A 15,779-nucleotide genomic window follows, 5' to 3' on the forward strand; every position below is an offset into this window, starting at 1 on the left:
TCCTTTTTGATTTTTCAAGCCCATAGCCGGGCCTTTGCCGCAGGGGCATGACCGGGCTTGGCCCTATAGAGCAAACGCGTGCCGAGGCGTGAATGTTCCGGTACTCGGACCCGGTATCTCCGACAGGAGCCGGCGAGAGCGCCAGGCTGTCTTTGATGGCTCGGTTGGCATCCGGCGGCTTTAATCTACTAAATTGGTAGAAATTAGAAAAATCTGTTTTGTGGCTAGCTCGGCCAGCCGCTAAAAAGGCAGCGGATCAGGGGCCGCAACAGCAGCTTCAATCCGCTCCGCATCTGAATGTGGAATATTTTTCTCTTGGCCGTTATGCTTGCAGAAAAGAGATTGCCTGCTACGAAGCGATGCGCGAGTGGGTGCCTTCTGGTTTTTCGCGCCCCCGCGTAGAACTGGCAAACGGTTCCAGGATTCCGCTCGTCATGCCGCAAGCCAAGCCCAAGCTAAATGCCTTTCCCGTCTTCATGCGGGTCGAGGGCGAAGCCGTCGCCATCGTCGGCAGCGGCGAGGAGGCGCTGGCCAAGGCGCGGCTGCTCGCTCAGTCGAGCGCTGTGCTGCGCATCGTCAGCGATGCCGCAAGCGCCGATCTGCTGGCCTGCATCGCCGAGACGGGCGCCACCCACATTGCCGACGCCTATGATGCAGCACATCTCAATGGTGCGGTGATGGTGTTTGCCGCCAGCGGCGATGAGGCGCTCGACCGGCGCGTTGCCGGGGATGCGCGCCGGCTGGGCATTCCGGTCAATGCCGTCGACCGGCCGGAGCTCTGCGATTTCTTCACGCCGGCACTGGTCAACCGCGCGCCGGTCGCCATTGCCATCGGCACGGAAGGTGCCGGCCCGGTGCTTGCGCAGATGCTGCGCAGCCGCATCGACCGCATGCTGTCGCCCTCGCTCGGGCCGCTCGCGGCACTTGCCGCGTCGTTTCGCGGCGCCGCCGAAAAACTGCTGCCGAAAGGCAATGCCCGCCGCCGCTTCTGGAGCGATTTCTTTGGCGGCGCGCCGGCCCGTGCCGTGGAGGCCGGCGAGCTTTCGCAGGCGCATGATGCGGCCGTCGGCCTGCTGCTTTCGAACGAACCGGCATCGGGCCATATCGCGCTTGTAGGCGCCGGTCCCGGCGCCGAGGACCTTTTGACGCTGCGCGCCCATCGCCTGCTGATGGAAGCCGACGTGATCGTCCATGACGCGCTGGTGCCGGAGGCCATCGTCGCCATGGGCCGCCGCGATGCCGAACGCCTGCCGGTCGGCAAGCGCAAGGGCTGCCATTCCAAGAGCCAGGCCGAGATCAATGCGCTGCTGGTCGAGCTTGGCCACGCCGGCAAGCGCGTCGTGCGGCTGAAGTCCGGCGACCCGCTGGTGTTCGGCCGGGCCGGCGAGGAGATGGCGGCACTTCGCGATGCCGGCGTCGCCTACGAAGTGGTTCCGGGCGTCACCGCGGCCTTCGCCGCCGCCGCCGATTTCGAACTGCCGCTGACGCTGCGCGGCGTGTCGTCGTCGATGGTGTTCACCACCGGCCACGACCTCAAGGGAAATTCGCTGCCCGATTGGGCAAAGCTCGCCATTTCGGGCGCGACGGTCGCCGTCTATATGGGGCGCTCGGTCGCCGCCGAGGTCGCCGGCCGGCTGATCGAAGCCGGCCTGTCGCCGGACACGGCCGTCGCCGTGGTCGAGAATGCCAGTCTTGCCAACCGCCGCCGTTTCCACGGCACGCTCGCCGACCTGCCGTCGCTGGAGGCGCGCGCCGACCTCAGCGGCCCGGTGATGACGATCATCGGCGACGCCGTCGCCGGCGCCAATTTCGAACGGTCCGAGCCGCTGGCCGCACACAGGCAGGACAGCGTGGCCCGTGCTGCCGCGGAAGGAGTGAACCAATGAAAGTGCTGACCGCGAACCGTCTCGCCGACGGCATAGCCGTCTGGTACGCCAATGGCGGCTGGGCCGAGATCATCGACCATGCCGACATCGCCCATGACAAGGCGGCCGAGGACCGGCTGGAGGCGATCGGCGCCAAGGCCTCCGCCGACAACGAGGTGGTCGACGTCAATCTGATCGACGTGACTGTGGTCAACGGCACTGTCGAGGCGGTCCGGCTGCGCGAAAAGATCCGTGCCGCCGGCCCGACCACCCGCCACGATCTGGGCAAGCAGGCCCGTCCGCAGGCCGCACGCGCGGCATAGATGACACAAGCATGATCCCGATCGTGCTCGAACGAAGAAAATAACGGGCGGACGCGCCCGGAAAGACCTGAAAATGTACCGTTACGATGAGTTCGACCACGATTTCGTCAAGGCCCGCGTCGCCGAGTTCAGCGACCAGGTCGCACGGCGGCTTGCCGGCGAGATCACCGAGGACCAGTTCCGGCCGCTTCGGCTGATGAACGGCGTCTATCTACAGCTGCATGCCTATATGCTGCGCATCGCCGTGCCCTACGGCACGCTGAACAGCAAGCAACTGCGTATGCTCGGCCACATCGCACGCAAATACGACAAGGGTTATGGGCATTTCACGACCCGCCAGAACATCCAGTTCAACTGGCCGGCGTTGTCGGACATCCCGGCGATCCTGGCGTACCTGGCAAGCGTCGAGATGCACGCCATCCAGACCAGTGGCAACTGCATTCGCAACGTCACCGCCGACCACTTCGCCGGCGCCGCCGCCGACGAGGTTGCCGATCCGCGCCCCTATGCCGAAATCCTGCGGCAATGGTCGTCGGTGCATCCGGAGTTTTCGTTCCTGCCGCGAAAATTCAAGATCGCGGTGACCGGCGCCGAGCGCGACCGCGCCGCCATCCAGACGCATGACATCGGCCTGCATCTGAAGAAGAACGCCGCCGGCGAGCTTGGTTTCGCCGTCTATGTCGGCGGCGGCCAGGGCCGCACGCCGATGGTGGCCAAGAAGATCCGCGACTTCCTGCCCGAAGCGGATCTGTTGTCCTACTGCACGGCGATCCTGCGTGTTTACAACCTCTATGGCCGGCGCGACAACAAGTTCAAGGCGCGCATCAAGATCCTGGTCCACGAGACCGGCGTCGAGGAGATCACCCGCCAGGTCGAGGCCGAATGGCAGGAGTTGAAGGACGCCGAGCTGAAGCTGCCGGAAGCCGACATCCGCGCCATCGACGCCTATTTCGCGCCGCCGGCGCTTGTCGATCGGCCGGAAGGCGACGAGGCGGTCAAGCTTGCCCGGCTCGACTCGAAGAGCTTTTCCGAATGGCTGGACCAGAATGTGGTCACCCATCGCCATCCCGACTACGCGGCGGTGACCATCTCGCTCAAGGGCATTGGCGAGACGCCCGGCGACGCCTCCGACAGCCAGATGGAAGCGGTCGCAGACATTGCCGAAAAATATTCCTTCGACGAGCTGCGCGTCAGTCACGAGCAGAACCTGATCCTGCCGCATGTCGCGCGTGCCGACCTCAAGGCGGTCTATGACGCGCTTGTCGATATCGGGCTGGCGACGGCCAATTCCAACCTGATCAGCGACATCATCTCCTGCCCCGGCCTCGATTATTGCGCGCTGGCGACAGCGCGTTCGATTCCCGTGGCACAGGAAATCTCGCGGCGCTTCGCCTCGCTGGAGCGCCAGCGCGAGATCGGCGAATTGAAGCTGAAGATTTCCGGGTGCATCAATGCCTGCGGCCATCACCATGTCGGCCATATCGGCATCCTCGGCGTCGAGAAGAAAGGCGCCGAGCTCTACCAGGTGACGCTCGGCGGCTCGGCCGACGAGAACACCTCGGTCGGCGAGATCATCGGCCGCGGCTTCAGTTCGGAAGAGATCACCGATGCCATCGAGCAGATCGTCGAGACCTATCTCGGGCTTCGGCTGGACAGAAACGAAAGATTTATCGACGCCTACCGCCGTGTCGGTCCCGCGCCGTTCAAGGAGGCGCTCTATGCTGGCGAAACCAAGGCCGCTTGACCGGATCATCGACGTCGAGGCCGGCATCGCCGCCGAAGCGGCGGGTCTCGACGCGCTCTATGGCCATCTAAAGCCGCTGGAGATTATCGAGCGGTCGGCCCGGGAATTCTTTCACGGCGAAATCGCCGCCGTCTCGTCCTTCGGCGCGGATTCGGCGGTGCTGCTGCACATGATCGCGGAGATCGACCGCACGCTGCCGGTGATCTTTCTCGACACCGGCAAGCATTTCGAGGAAACGCTCGGCTATCGTGACGCGCTGGTCGCCGATTTCGGGCTGACCGATATCCGGGTGATCAGGCCCGACGATGCGGCGCTGGCAAGGATCGACCCGACCGGCAATCTGAACGAGACTGATACCGACGCCTGCTGCGACGTGCGCAAGGTCGAGCCGCTGGCGCGCGGCGTCGAGCCGTTCCGCGCCTGGTTCACCGGACGCAAGCGCTTCCAGGCCGCGACCCGGGCAGCGCTTCCGGTGTTCGAGGCGGTCGGCTCGCGCATCCGCATCAATCCGCTGGCGCACTGGACGACATCAGACCAGGCCAGCTACATGCGCGCACATGCGCTGCGTGAAAACCCGCTCGTCGCCTATGGCTATCTGTCGATCGGCTGTTTCCCTTGCACGCAGCCGGTGCAGCCGGGCGACGACGCGCGCAGTGGCCGCTGGGCCGGGCACGCCAAGACCGAATGCGGCATCCATTTGTCGGGGCTGGAGAAGTCGCTGACCGATGCCTCACTTTAGGGTATATTGATATTCAGGTGATGCCGGCCTGCAAACGGCGGCTTCCTGCGCTTCCGGCGCTCACGTACCCAAAAGTACGCTCCGCTCCGGTTCTCGGAAGCCACGCAGTTTGGTCGCTTCGCGCCCGCCTTCGGCTCCGGCTCGGCCTGACCTGAATCTCAACACACCCCTGAGGTGTTTTGCACTTTAGAACCTTGTGGACTTGGGAATTTCTTGATGAGCGAATTGATAGCGGAAAACGCCACCCGGCTGTGGACGCCGAATGGTTTTTGCGAGGACGAGTGGGTTCATGCCGAAAGCGCCGAGGCGCTGGTCGGCAATGGCCGCTTCATCCTGCCGCTGCAGGCGTTTCTCGGCCTCGATCGGGAGGTGCGGCGGTCGGCGAAGGAACGCATCGGCGTGCTGCTGCAGCCCGGCGATCAGCTCGAGAAGATCGCCGGCCTGCTCGACCAGCTGTCGCTGGTGGCGCTGGCCTTCCCGGCGTTCAATGACGGCCGCTCGTTCTCCAAGGGCGAATTGCTGCGCAGCCGTTACCATTTCACCGGCGCCATGCGCGCCACCGGGCAGGTGCTTATCGACCAGCTGCCGCACATGCTGCGCCTCGGCTTCGACGAATTCGAGATCTCGCACCCGGTGCTGCTGAAGCGGCTCGAGCAAGGCCGCACCGGCGGACTGCCGCTGTTCTACCAGCCGGCGGTGAAGCCGGAGGCCAAAGGCCCGAAATATTCCTGGCGGCGGGTGCGCGCCAGCTAGAAGCACGATCTGGTCGGACCACATTGCCGATTCGATCTTTTATTTTGCCCGTCCCCGTCTTAGGATAGGTCCATTATTTCGCGATCCGAATAAATGTGGCCACAAGGGAGGAACCGGGTATGGCTGGCAAGAAGATATTGATGCTCGTTGGCGAGTTCAGCGAGGAATACGAGATTTTCGTCTTTGAACAGGCCATGCATGCGGTGGGCCATACGGTCCATGTCGTTTGCCCCGACAAGAAGGCCGGCGACATCCTGAAGACCTCGTTGCACGACTTCGAAGGCCACCAGACCTATACGGAAAAGCTCGGCCACGACTACATCCTCAACAAGACGTTTTCCGAGGTCAACCCGGCCGAATACGACGCCGTCTACGCGGCGGGCGGGCGCGGGCCGGAATATATCCGCATCGACAAGCGCGTGCAGGCGCTGGTGCGGCATTTCCATGAGGCCGGCAAGCCGATCTTCACCATCTGCCACGGCGTGCAGATCCTGATCGCGGTCGACGGCGTGGTGCGCGGCAGGGAAGTCGCGGCGCTGCAATATTGCGAGCCGGAAGTCACGCTGGCCGGGGGCATCTATATCGATGTTGCGCCGACCGGTGCCCATGTCGACGGCAATCTGGTGTCGGCCAAGGGCTGGCCGGGCCTTGCCGCCTTCATGCGCGAATGTCTGAAAGTGCTGGGCACCGAGATCCGCCAGGGAGAGATCCTGATGCGCGACCAACGCCAGGCGGCTTAAGCTCGGAATTTGGAGCCGCCGCGCCCCTAATGCATGTCGCGCAAAAATGTGCAGCGGTTTTGCGATAACGGCATGCATAAACAAGAACTTAAAGCGCGTCGCATGAGGCCGGTCGAGCGCGACGCGCTTTAGGTGCGGCGGTGCGTCTACACGGCCATCCGCGCTTCGCGGAACGAGACCAGCTTGCTGCGGCTCTCGTCCCATAGCGCCAGCTTGACGCAGCGCAGGCTGTCGAGAAGCGTGACGCGGCCGATCTCACGCAACTCCGGATAGTCCCTCAGCACTTCCGGAAGCCGGTAGCACGGCACTTTGGCCGAGAGGTGGTGCACATGGTGGACGCCGATATTGCCCGTGATCCAGTTCAGCACCGGCGGCAGGTCGTAATAGGACGAGCCGTGCAGGGCAGCGTGCTGGAATTCCCACTCGGAGTCCTTTGTCCACTCCGTTTCCTCGAACTGATGCTGGACGTAGAACAGCCAGATGCCGGCCGATCCGGCGAGAATGACGATCGGCAGATGCACGACCAGGAACGCGCCGGGGCCGACGAACCAGATGAGCAGAGCGGCGATGACGGCGATGGCGAGATTGGTGGACATCGACGACACCCAAGGGGTGAGGCCGCCCCGCATCATGCCCAAGGGCAGTCTCTGCTCGAAAATGAAAATCCATATCGGACCAAGGCCAAACATCACCAGCGGATGGCGATAGAGGCGATAGGCGAGCCGGCGCCGCCACGACAGTTGCCGGTATTCGGCGACGGTCAGTGTCTTGATGTCGCCGGTGCCGCGCTCGTCGAGATTGCCGGCGCTGGCGTGATGGGTTGCGTGGGCGCGGCGCCAGCAATCGTAGGGCGTCAGCGTCAGCACGCCAAGGACGCGGCCGATCCAGTCGTCGGCATAGCGATTGGCAAAGAAGGAGCCGTGACCGCAATCGTGCTGGATCATGAAGATTCGCACCAGAAAGCCGGCGGCCGGAAGGATGAGGACCAGACCCCACCAATGGCCATAGGCATAGGCGGCCGAGGACAGCGCCCATAACGTGGCGAAAGGGATGAGGGTGATGGCGAGTTCGACAGCGCTGCGACGTCTGTCGGGCTTTTTATAGCGCGACAGGATTTTCAACCAGGCGCGCTTGCTGTTTGCCACAGCTTCGGGGGAAATCATGTTCATCATGAAACATAGGCGGAGCAGGGCGCTGCCGCAAGACGGAGATCACGCAAAGTTACTGCGCGTAAATGTCGCGCGATGGCAACCGGCCACAATTGCCGGTCGCGTCCCTGGCAACGGCGCGCTACCGACGGCGCCCGCCTGCGACCACCTTGGCTTCCACGCCGTCCAGGCGGTCGAGCAATTCCTTCAGACGGTCGGGAATATCGGACTCGGTGCGGAAGGCCGGCAAGGTGCGCAGAAAGCGCTTGGTCGCTTCGGTGCCGAGCTGGCGCCGGATATCGGCGGCGAGCCCGTTGCGTTTTTCGCCGTTCCTGCGGGGCATCATCTCAAAATCCTGTGTCGGCTTCGAAACTCTTCCAAGGGAGGAATGGTTCCCGCATTGTAGTAGCCTGGCAAGCAAAGCCGGCGGTTACGGTAAAGTTTGAATTAAAATCGAAAGGTTTGCGCCGTCCGCCATCAAGCCGCAACAGCGGCTGCAGTATCGCTTGCCCCTTGATTTTTGGCCGCTAAACCTCGATATCGGGCGCAAATCCACACCATTTGAAAATGACGGGAAACGGCGATGAGCGACCAGGCAAAAGACGAACGCGCGCCCGATGAAGCCGAGAAGACCGAGGCTGCCGCGGAGCCAAGGGAAGGCGGCGTCGACGGCGACTATGAAGCGCTTGTGCGGCTTCTGAAGGAAAACGAAGAGCTGAAGGATCGCGCGCTGCGCGTGGCGGCCGACATGGAGAATTTGCGCCGCCGCACCGCCCGAGACGTCCACGATGCGCGCGCCTATGCGGTCGCCAATTTTGCCCGCGACATGCTGTCGGTATCAGACAATCTGCGCCGTGCGCTGGATGCCATCCCGGAGGAGGCCAAGGCGTCGGGTGATGCCGGCTTCAAGGCGCTGATCGACGGCGTCGAGATCACCGAGCGCGCCATGCTGTCGGCGCTGGAGCGCCACGGCGTGAAGAAGCTCGAGCCCGAGGGGGAGAAATTCGATCCGAATTTCCACCAGGCGATGTTCGAGGTGCCCAATCCCGACGTGCCGGCCAACACGGTCGTCCAGGTCGTGCAGCCCGGCTATTCGATCGGCGAGCGCGTGCTGCGGCCGGCCATGGTCGGCGTCGCCAAGGGCGGCCCCAAGCATGTGGCAAGCGAAGCGCCGGTGGAGCCGGGGCCGGTGAACGAGCAGGCTGAGAAGGATGCGTGAACTGGGAGTAGGGCTCCGTTAGCCAGCAACCGCCACCAAAGCGTGAGGGATGATCGACCGCCCCCAACCTATCCGATTTCAGGGCGATCAAACAGTTCGCCGTGCAGGCTTTCCTGCCCTCAGCTCAGCAGTTCACAGCCATAGCGGCGGACCACGTCGGGGAATGTCTCCATGTCCGGCATTCCTTCGCCGTCCGGAGGAATGCGCCTGTCGGCGGTGGGCACACTGGTCGCCCTCAGAAGTTCCTCGAAACCGCCAGGCGTGAAGAAGAACAGCATCCGGGCCGGCCCACGCTTGACCGTATAGCGGTGCGGCACATCGCGTGGCCCAAAGAGAAACGAACCGGGTCCAGCCATAATCGCCTTACCGCCGATCTCGAACTCGATCTCGCCTTCCATCACCAGGAATGACTCGTCCTCGCGATGGTGCACATGCAGCGGCGCCTCACCTTCGCTCTCGAGCACTTCGATCAGCGTGAACTGGCCCGCCGTCTGGACCGCTGTCGCCTTGATCACCGCTAGCGAGCCAAGCCACCAGCGCGCCTCTCCTTCCAAGGCGTGACTGCAAAAGGCGTGGGGAGTGCTCCTGCCAGCTTCGCCGCCAGCCACGGCCGCCACAGAATGGTAGCCGACCTTGATCGAGGCGGAATTCACCATCGAGCAATAGTTTTTGATGCCGGGCAGGGAGGACCAGACCTCGCCAGCCGCCTTGGCGCTGTCCATGTCCGCCCATTCGAATATCTCCGTCCAGCCGCCTGCGGATTTGAGCAGGCGACGGTTGAGGAAACCCTTGAGCTTTCGCACCTCGTCATTCACTTCATCCCTAGTCTGCAGGAACATCTGCTCGGTGAATCCGGGCTTCAATGCAAATTCAGTGATTTCAACGACATTCGTGTCCATGACTTCCTCCCTTTGCCATCTGACCTGTGTTTCGCCTCCCGCATTCTGTTCGCTCAAGACGTGCTCGTCCGGCCTCTGCCTTTGAGCCAGCAGAGCGCCATTGTCGTTGCCGTTTCGACGGCGAGGTCCACCGTCATGCCGCGTATCCGCATGGCGTTGAACGTCGGAAAGTCGAATAGAAAGCTGATTGCCTGCACGACATCATCGCCCGGACCGTCGTGCGCCAGTGCCTCACGCACGAATCCGGCCACCATGTGTCGCAGGTATTCCTCCCATTCCCGCATGGCCGGAAGCTCGCGCTCGCGCAGGTCGCTTTCGAGATGCCGTCCGCCACGTTGGTAGAAGGCGAACAGCTCGTTGGCGACCCGGCGTAGCCGTTCTTCAGGATCGGTCGCGTCGCCGATTATCTCCGTCACTGCTTCGGGCGACGGAGGACGCAGGCGCTCCATCAGCAATTCGCCGCACGCCGGCACCAGGTCATCCAGAGTAGGAAAATGCTTGTAGACGGTGCCAACGGCGACATCGGCTTCCGTAGCGATGTCCTTCCAAGTCGTGCCAAAGATGCCGTTCTGGGTGTGCAGCTTGATTGTCGCGTCGAGAATGCGCTGCCTCGTCTTGGCGAAGGCGGCAGTCCGGGAAGCCATGCTGTAGCGGCGAGGGGACATAGACGTCCACCCAAATAATTGAATGAACAATTCAATCATTTAATTTATCTGGAGTCAATCCAGATTCGCAGGAGCCACTCGCTATTCCCCACTCGGTATTTCATTATTCCCTCCATGAACCCGATCGAGCTTCTCGACTACGCCGGCGTCGCCGTCTTCGCGGCGACCGGTGCGCTGGCCGCCTCGCGCAAACAGCTCGACATTATCGGTTACCTGTTTCTGGCTAGCGTTGCCGGCATCGGGGGCGGAACGTTTCGCGACGTCATCCTCAACGTGCCCGTGTTCTGGGTGGGAAACCGCGACTATGTGCTAATCTGTGCGGCGGTGGCGGTCGTCGTCTTCTTCAGCGCACATCGTTTCGAGTCGCGCTACAAATTGCTGCTCTGGCTCGACGCCATAGGTCTTGCCGCATTTTCGGTGATTGGCGCGGCCAAGGGGCTGACGATCACCGGGTCACCTGCAGTTTCGATCGTCACCGGCATGCTCACCGCAACCCTTGGCGGCATTCTGCGCGATCTGTTGACAGGCGAGCCTTCGGTGCTCCTGAGACCGGAAATCTACGTTACCGCAGCGCTTGCCGGCGCCGGCCTCTACACACTTGGCGATTTCGCCGGACTGCCGCCGCTTGCGTCGGGCCTGGCAGGTTTCATGGCGGCTTTCTGCGTACGCGGCGGCGCGCTGAAATTCGGCTGGGCCTTTCCGTCCTACAAAAGCAAGCCTGGCCGGCGTCCGGAAGATATTCCCTGATTTAAGGTGTCAGGCTGCAAACCGCTGCGCTTCCCCGCCATAATAATTGACGTAGCGGGCACCGATCTCCTTGACCGGCATCACCACGAACACGTCGACCGTCGAGAATTCACGGTCGATGACGCAACCGTCGCCGATGCGCGCGCCGACGCGCAGATAGCCCTTGACCAGCGGCGGCATCGCGGCGATCGCCGCCTTGGTGTTAACGGCTTCGATCGGCATCAGATCCATCGAACAATAGCGCCCGGCGACGGCACGCACGTCCCACGATGAATTCGTCCGGCAGTGGTGGGCAAGATAGGTCAGCGCCTCTGCATGTGCCGCCGGCACGGTGCCGTGGAACGACGCGCAGCCGGTCATCACGCCAATGCCGTAATGATTGATATAGGCCCAGATGCCTTGCCACAGCGCCTCGATGGTGCGCTTGGAGCGGTATTCCGGCAGAACGCAGGAGCGGCCGAGCTCGAGGAAGCGCTGGCCGGGATGTCGCGCGATCAGCTTGGTCAACTCGAATTCGCCTTCGGAATAGAAGCCGCCCGCCGCCGCGGCAATCTCCTGCCGCAGCAGGCGGTAGGTGCCGACGATGCGGCGATGCTCCGGACCGGAAAGCGAAGTATCGAAGACCAGCAGATGGTCGCAGAGGGGATCGAAGCGGTCGGCATCGCGGCGGTCCTGCATCTGGAACAGGTCCTTCCTGGCACCAAGCTCGTCGTAGAACACCCGGTAGCGCACTTCCTGCGCGGCAGCGATCTCGGCCTCGTTGCGGGCGAGCCGCACTTCGAGATTGCCGATGCGGCCGAGCGATGCGCCTTTTATGACGGCATCGGCATTCCGGCCGACGAGCAAAGGCCCGCTGGCGTTCGGCCGAGCATCACATTCCGGCATGACTGTATGCACGAGTGATTCTCCTTCGAGCCATCCCTCTTGGCACGGGGATACGGTGTAGGTGCAACAGGATTGTGACAGTACCGTGATACGGCTCTGCGGGCAATACTTCGTCGGCTGGGTAATCTATCGACCGTCTATGTTGTGCCTCAGGCGGCCACTTGCCCTTCAACCGCATGAACCAGGGCATCAGGGTCGAGCGGCTTGGTGACGAAGCCGCTGGCACCGTGAGCGAGCACGGCGTGGCGGGTCTTTTCCTGGCTGTCGGCCGACAGCACCATGATCGGCACCGGCGGCACCGCGGTCTCCTCCTCATGGCGGCGGATCGCGGCGATGGCGTCCAGACCGTCCATGACAGGCATATGCAAGTCCATCAGCACCACGTCGTAGCGGTGCTTATGGCCGGTGCTGATGACCGCCTCGACCGCGGCCTTGCCGTTGCCGACCACTTTCACCCGATGCCCCGCCTTCAGCAGCGTGGCGCGGGCCAGCATGGCGTTGATGTCGTTGTCCTCGGCGATCAGCACCGACAGGCCCTGCTGGCGGCCGCCAATGGCGTGCACAGCCTGCGCGCCGCGCTTTTGCGGTTGCGGCTCGGCTATGACCGGCGCGTGGCTGGTCAAAAGCACGCGCAGCAATGTCTCGCCGCGCACCGGCCTCGCCAGGAAGGTGGCGTAACCGTTGGCACGGAACTCGCCAAGCATGCCGCGGTCGGTCGGCGCGATCAGCGTCACTGCCTCGCAATCGACAAATCCGCTCTGGCGCAGGCGCCTGAGCAGCCTGCCGTCGCTTTGCTCCATGGCAGCATCGACCAGAAGCACGTTGCAGCCCTCGGCGAAAGGGGCGGCCTGGGCGGCGGCGGCGGCCAGATCGACCGTTCCGCCATTGGCGCGAATGGTGCGGGCGATGGCTTCGGCCTCGACCAGGTTCTTCGACACGATCACGGCATGCCGGCCCGACAGCGCGTTCTGGCGGATCTGCAGCGCCTCGACGGCGGAGATAGCGGGAATCTCGAAGACGAATTCCGACCCCTGGCCAAGTCGGCTCGAGACCGAGATAGTGCCGCCCATGGCGGTCACCAGGCGCTTGGAGATGGCAAGACCGAGACCGGCGCCGCCATGCGCACGGGTCGAGGTGCCGTCAGCCTGTTCGAAGTCCTCGAAGATGCGCTCCATGTCCTCCTCGCGCAGACCGGGGCCGGTGTCGGTGATGGTGAAGCGGATGCGGTTGGTGGTTTCGGTACGGACGCGGCCGATGCTTGCCAGGACGCCGCCGCTGTCGGTGAACTTGACGGCGTTGCCGATAAGGTTGAGCAGCACCTGCCTGACCCTGCCGGGGTCGGCGGTGATCAGCTGCGGCACGTCGGGTTCGACATGGCAGCCGAGGCCGATATCCTTGGCAAAAGCCCGCGCCGCCAAAAGCTCGATGACATTGTCGGCGATCTCGCGCACCGACATCGGTTGCGGTTCGGGATCGAAGCGGCCGGCCTCGATCTTGGAATAGTCGAGCAGGTCCTCGATCAGCGCCAGCAGCGCGCTGGCCGAGGTCGAGATGGCGCCGACATAGGTCCGCTGCTCGGGCGAAAGGCTGGTGTCGGCGAGAAGCCGGGCCATGCCCATGATGCCGTTCATCGGCGTGCGGATCTCGTGGCTGACGGTGGCGAGGAAGCGCGATTTGGCCTGGCTCGCATATTCGGCCCGTTCGCGGGCGGTGATCAGCGAGGATTCGGCGCGTTTGCGGGCGGTGATGTCACGGGCGATGGCGCGATGCGAAACGGCGCCGCTGTCCTTGTCGCGCACCGACAGCTCGATCCAAGAGAACCAGCGTGGGCCGTCCGGCGTGCGAATGGCGACATCAGTGGAACTCAGGCATTCATGGTCGGAAAAGGCGGCGTCGGGAACGATGCCGACATCGATGGCTAGTTCGGCCAGGGTCTTGCCGGCGAGGTCGCGCTGGTCGGTTTCGACAAGGTCGGCGAAAACCTTGTTGGCGTAGACGATATGGCCGTCGCGGTCGCGGTGGACGACGAGATCGCCGAGTGCATCGATCAGACCGCGAAAGCGCTCCTCGCTCTCCTGCATCTCCCACATGCGGTCGGCCAGCGTCTCGATCTCGGCGCGATTGCGGGCGGTCGTGGCGTCGAGCAGGGCCACCGCGCGACGCTGGGTGCGCCTGTTGCGCAGATGCATGGCGAGCCCGGCGATGGCTGTCGCCAAAAGGCCAATGGTGATGAAGATCGGCGCTCCGGTCAGATGCGACAGGCCTGCCAGCACGACGATGGCGACGAGAGTCAGGAAGGGCAGGCCGTGGCGGTTGGCGTCCGGCAATTCCGGCGCCAGCGGCGGCGCGGCGACAAGCTGCCGCCCTGGCGCCCCGGGGACGGGGACCGTCCCGCCGGCCCGTTCGGCTGGCTCCGCCTCTCTGATGCCGGGTTCCGCAATCATACGGAATTCCTGCCAGACAGAGCTTATTGAAGGTTGTGGTTGATCGTTCGAATTTTAGCGGTCGCGCTCTTTTGTCCCTTTGGGGCCTCACATGTCCACCACCACGCGGCCGCGGATCTTGCCCTCGACGATGTCATGCGCGGCGCCGATGATGCCGTCGAAGCCGATGCTCGTCGACAGGCTGGCAAGCTTTGCGTGATCGAGATCGGTGCCGATGCGGCGCCAGGCCTCGATGCGGACCGCCTTGGGCGCCATCACCGAATCGATGCCGAGCAGCGAGACGCCGCGCAGGATGAACGGGGCGACGCTTGCCGGCAGGTCCATGCCGCCGGCGAGGCCGCAAGCCGCAACGGCGCCGCCATAGGAGGTCATCGACAGGACGTTGGCCAGCGTGTGGCTGCCGACAGCGTCGATGCCGCCGGCCCAGCGTTCCTTGGCTAGCGGTTTTGCAGGCTGCGCAAGCTCGTCGCGTGAAATCACTTCCGCGGCACCGAGGTCGGTCAGATAGGCGCTTTCGGCACTGCGGCCGGTCGAGGCGATGACGTGATAGCCGAGGCTGGACAGGATCGAGACCGCGACCGACCCGACGCCGCCGGCAGCGCCCGTCACCACCACAGGGCCGCGGTCGGGCACGATGCCGTGGCGCTCCAGCGCGATGACGCAAAGCATGGCGGTGTAGCCGGCGGTGCCGACCGCCATCGCATCATGCGGGCTCATGCCGTCCGGCATTGGTACAAGCCAGTCGCCGTTGACGCGGGCGCGTCCGGCAAAGGCGCCGAAATGCGTCTCGCCGACGCCCCAGCCGTTCAATATGACCTTGTCACCCTCGCGCCAGTCGGGATTGGAAGACGAGATGACGGTGCCGGCGAAATCGACGCCCGGCACCAGCGGCCAGCGGCGGATCACCGGCGCCTTGCCGGTGATTGCAAGGCCGTCCTTGTAGTTCACCGTCGTCGCCTCCACCGCGACGGTGACGTCGCCTTCCATCAGGTCTGCCTCGGTGAGCTCGGTCACCGCGACCGACTGGTTTTTCTCGGCGTCGCGCGAAACGAGGATGGCTTTGAAGGTTTCGGGCATTTTTTCTCCTCGGGCTTGCAAATAAGAAATGTGCGGTGCCGGGCGAGTGAGGTCAATCGCTCGATGTTCCGCGCCACCAGCCAATGAGTTCATCGAAGACGACCAGCACGGCACCGACCGAAATGAAGGCATCGGCGAGGTTGAAGATCGCGAAGGACCAGACCGGCGTGTGAAACAGAATATAGTCGATGACATGGCCATAGGCAGCGCGGTCGATCAGATTGCCGAGCGCGCCGCCGACGATCAGCGCGAAGCCGACGCGGGCAAGCAGGTGGCCGGGCGGCGTGCGGGCCGCAAGGTAGAGAACGAAAGCGACCACCAGAACCGCGACGACCACCAGGCCGGTGTCGCCGAAGGACGAAAACAGCGAAAACGCGATGCCGGTGTTGTAGGTGCGGTACAGCGCCAGGAACGGCAGGAGATCGAGCCTTTCCTGGAAGGCAAGGCCGGTCTCGACCAGATATTTCAGCCACTGGTCGAGCGCTATCGCGGCGACAACCAGAAAAGCGTAGGGGCTCCAGGACTTCATGG

Annotated in this window: 16 protein-coding genes; 8 read left to right on the forward strand and 8 right to left on the reverse strand. The window is 63.7% G+C overall.

The window, feature by feature from the left end; all coding sequences use genetic code 11:
* Nucleotides 1–434: 434 nt before the first annotated feature.
* The 6 genes from cysG (at nt 435) to NKG95_RS21965 (ending at nt 6,164) form a co-directional block, all read left to right on the forward strand.
* Nucleotides 435–1,886, forward strand: coding sequence for a siroheme synthase CysG (gene cysG, locus NKG95_RS21940; RefSeq protein WP_353042504.1), 1,452 nt, complete (start codon nt 435–437; stop codon nt 1,884–1,886).
* Nucleotides 1,883–2,188 carry a DUF2849 domain-containing protein gene (locus NKG95_RS21945; RefSeq protein ID WP_023718938.1) on the forward strand — a complete coding sequence of 102 codons (306 nt, stop codon included), beginning with the start codon at nt 1,883–1,885 and terminating at the stop codon, nt 2,186–2,188. The genes cysG and NKG95_RS21945 overlap by 4 nt, the downstream gene beginning before the upstream one ends.
* Before the next feature lie 73 nt (nt 2,189–2,261).
* On the forward strand, nt 2,262–3,932 hold the full coding sequence (locus NKG95_RS21950) for a nitrite/sulfite reductase (protein WP_353042505.1): 1,671 nt from the start codon (nt 2,262–2,264) through the stop codon (nt 3,930–3,932).
* Entirely contained in the window at nt 3,907–4,671 is a 765-nt protein-coding gene (locus tag NKG95_RS21955) for a phosphoadenylyl-sulfate reductase (RefSeq protein ID WP_023718940.1), read from the forward strand. The genes NKG95_RS21950 and NKG95_RS21955 overlap by 26 nt, the downstream gene beginning before the upstream one ends.
* A 216-nt stretch (nt 4,672–4,887) precedes the next feature.
* A complete protein-coding gene (locus tag NKG95_RS21960) occupies nt 4,888–5,424 on the forward strand; it encodes a DUF934 domain-containing protein (protein WP_023718941.1) in 537 nt (178 codons plus the stop codon).
* 119 nt (nt 5,425–5,543) lie between these two features.
* Nucleotides 5,544–6,164 (forward strand): DJ-1/PfpI family protein, encoded by a 621-nt coding sequence (locus tag NKG95_RS21965; protein WP_352483597.1) that lies wholly within the window; start codon nt 5,544–5,546, stop codon nt 6,162–6,164.
* A gap of 146 nt (nt 6,165–6,310) precedes the next feature.
* On the opposite strand, the gene NKG95_RS21970 is transcribed toward NKG95_RS21965, so the two are convergent.
* The gene (locus tag NKG95_RS21970; protein ID WP_352483596.1) at nt 6,311–7,333 is read right to left on the reverse strand and encodes a fatty acid desaturase; all 1,023 of its coding nucleotides are present in this window, start codon (nt 7,331–7,333) and stop codon (nt 6,311–6,313) included.
* A 121-nt stretch (nt 7,334–7,454) separates the two neighbouring features.
* On the reverse strand, nt 7,455–7,658 hold the full coding sequence (locus NKG95_RS21975) for a hypothetical protein (RefSeq protein WP_023718943.1): 204 nt from the start codon (nt 7,656–7,658) through the stop codon (nt 7,455–7,457).
* A 237-nt stretch (nt 7,659–7,895) separates the two neighbouring features.
* Between NKG95_RS21975 and grpE the strand changes: the two genes are divergently transcribed.
* The gene (gene grpE / locus NKG95_RS21980; RefSeq protein ID WP_023675250.1) at nt 7,896–8,531 is read left to right on the forward strand and encodes a nucleotide exchange factor GrpE; all 636 of its coding nucleotides are present in this window, start codon (nt 7,896–7,898) and stop codon (nt 8,529–8,531) included.
* 119 nt (nt 8,532–8,650) lie between these two features.
* Here grpE and NKG95_RS21985 read toward each other — a convergent pair whose 3' ends face one another.
* On the reverse strand, nt 8,651–9,430 hold the full coding sequence (locus tag NKG95_RS21985; protein ID WP_352847375.1) for a cupin domain-containing protein: 780 nt from the start codon (nt 9,428–9,430) through the stop codon (nt 8,651–8,653).
* A gap of 53 nt (nt 9,431–9,483) precedes the next feature.
* Nucleotides 9,484–10,134: a TetR/AcrR family transcriptional regulator gene (locus NKG95_RS21990; protein ID WP_352483594.1), complete on the reverse strand. Its 651-nt coding sequence runs from the start codon at nt 10,132–10,134 to the stop codon at nt 9,484–9,486.
* Between the two features lie 75 nt (nt 10,135–10,209).
* Between NKG95_RS21990 and NKG95_RS21995 the strand changes: the two genes are divergently transcribed.
* On the forward strand, nt 10,210–10,842 hold the full coding sequence (locus tag NKG95_RS21995; protein WP_023718946.1) for a trimeric intracellular cation channel family protein: 633 nt from the start codon (nt 10,210–10,212) through the stop codon (nt 10,840–10,842).
* A 9-nt stretch (nt 10,843–10,851) separates the two neighbouring features.
* On the opposite strand, the gene olsB is transcribed toward NKG95_RS21995, so the two are convergent.
* The 4 genes from olsB to lspA form a co-directional block, all read right to left on the reverse strand.
* Nucleotides 10,852–11,727, reverse strand: a complete 876-nt coding sequence (gene olsB / locus NKG95_RS22000; RefSeq protein WP_023675251.1) for a l-ornithine N(alpha)-acyltransferase — start codon at nt 11,725–11,727, stop codon at nt 10,852–10,854.
* Between the two features lie 149 nt (nt 11,728–11,876).
* Entirely contained in the window at nt 11,877–14,171 is a 2,295-nt protein-coding gene (locus tag NKG95_RS22005; RefSeq protein WP_353042507.1) for a PAS domain-containing hybrid sensor histidine kinase/response regulator, read from the reverse strand.
* Between the two features lie 87 nt (nt 14,172–14,258).
* Nucleotides 14,259–15,248, reverse strand: coding sequence for an acrylyl-CoA reductase (NADPH) (acuI, locus tag NKG95_RS22010; RefSeq protein ID WP_353042509.1), 990 nt, complete (start codon nt 15,246–15,248; stop codon nt 14,259–14,261).
* Nucleotides 15,249–15,300: 52 nt separating this feature from the next.
* Nucleotides 15,301–15,777 (reverse strand): signal peptidase II, encoded by a 477-nt coding sequence (gene lspA, locus NKG95_RS22015; protein ID WP_023718949.1) that lies wholly within the window; start codon nt 15,775–15,777, stop codon nt 15,301–15,303.
* Between the last annotated feature and the right edge of the window lie 2 nt (nt 15,778–15,779).

Source organism: Mesorhizobium sp. M1423, from assembly GCF_040317575.1.
In the GTDB taxonomy this organism is placed as follows: Bacteria; Pseudomonadota; Alphaproteobacteria; order Rhizobiales; family Rhizobiaceae; genus Mesorhizobium.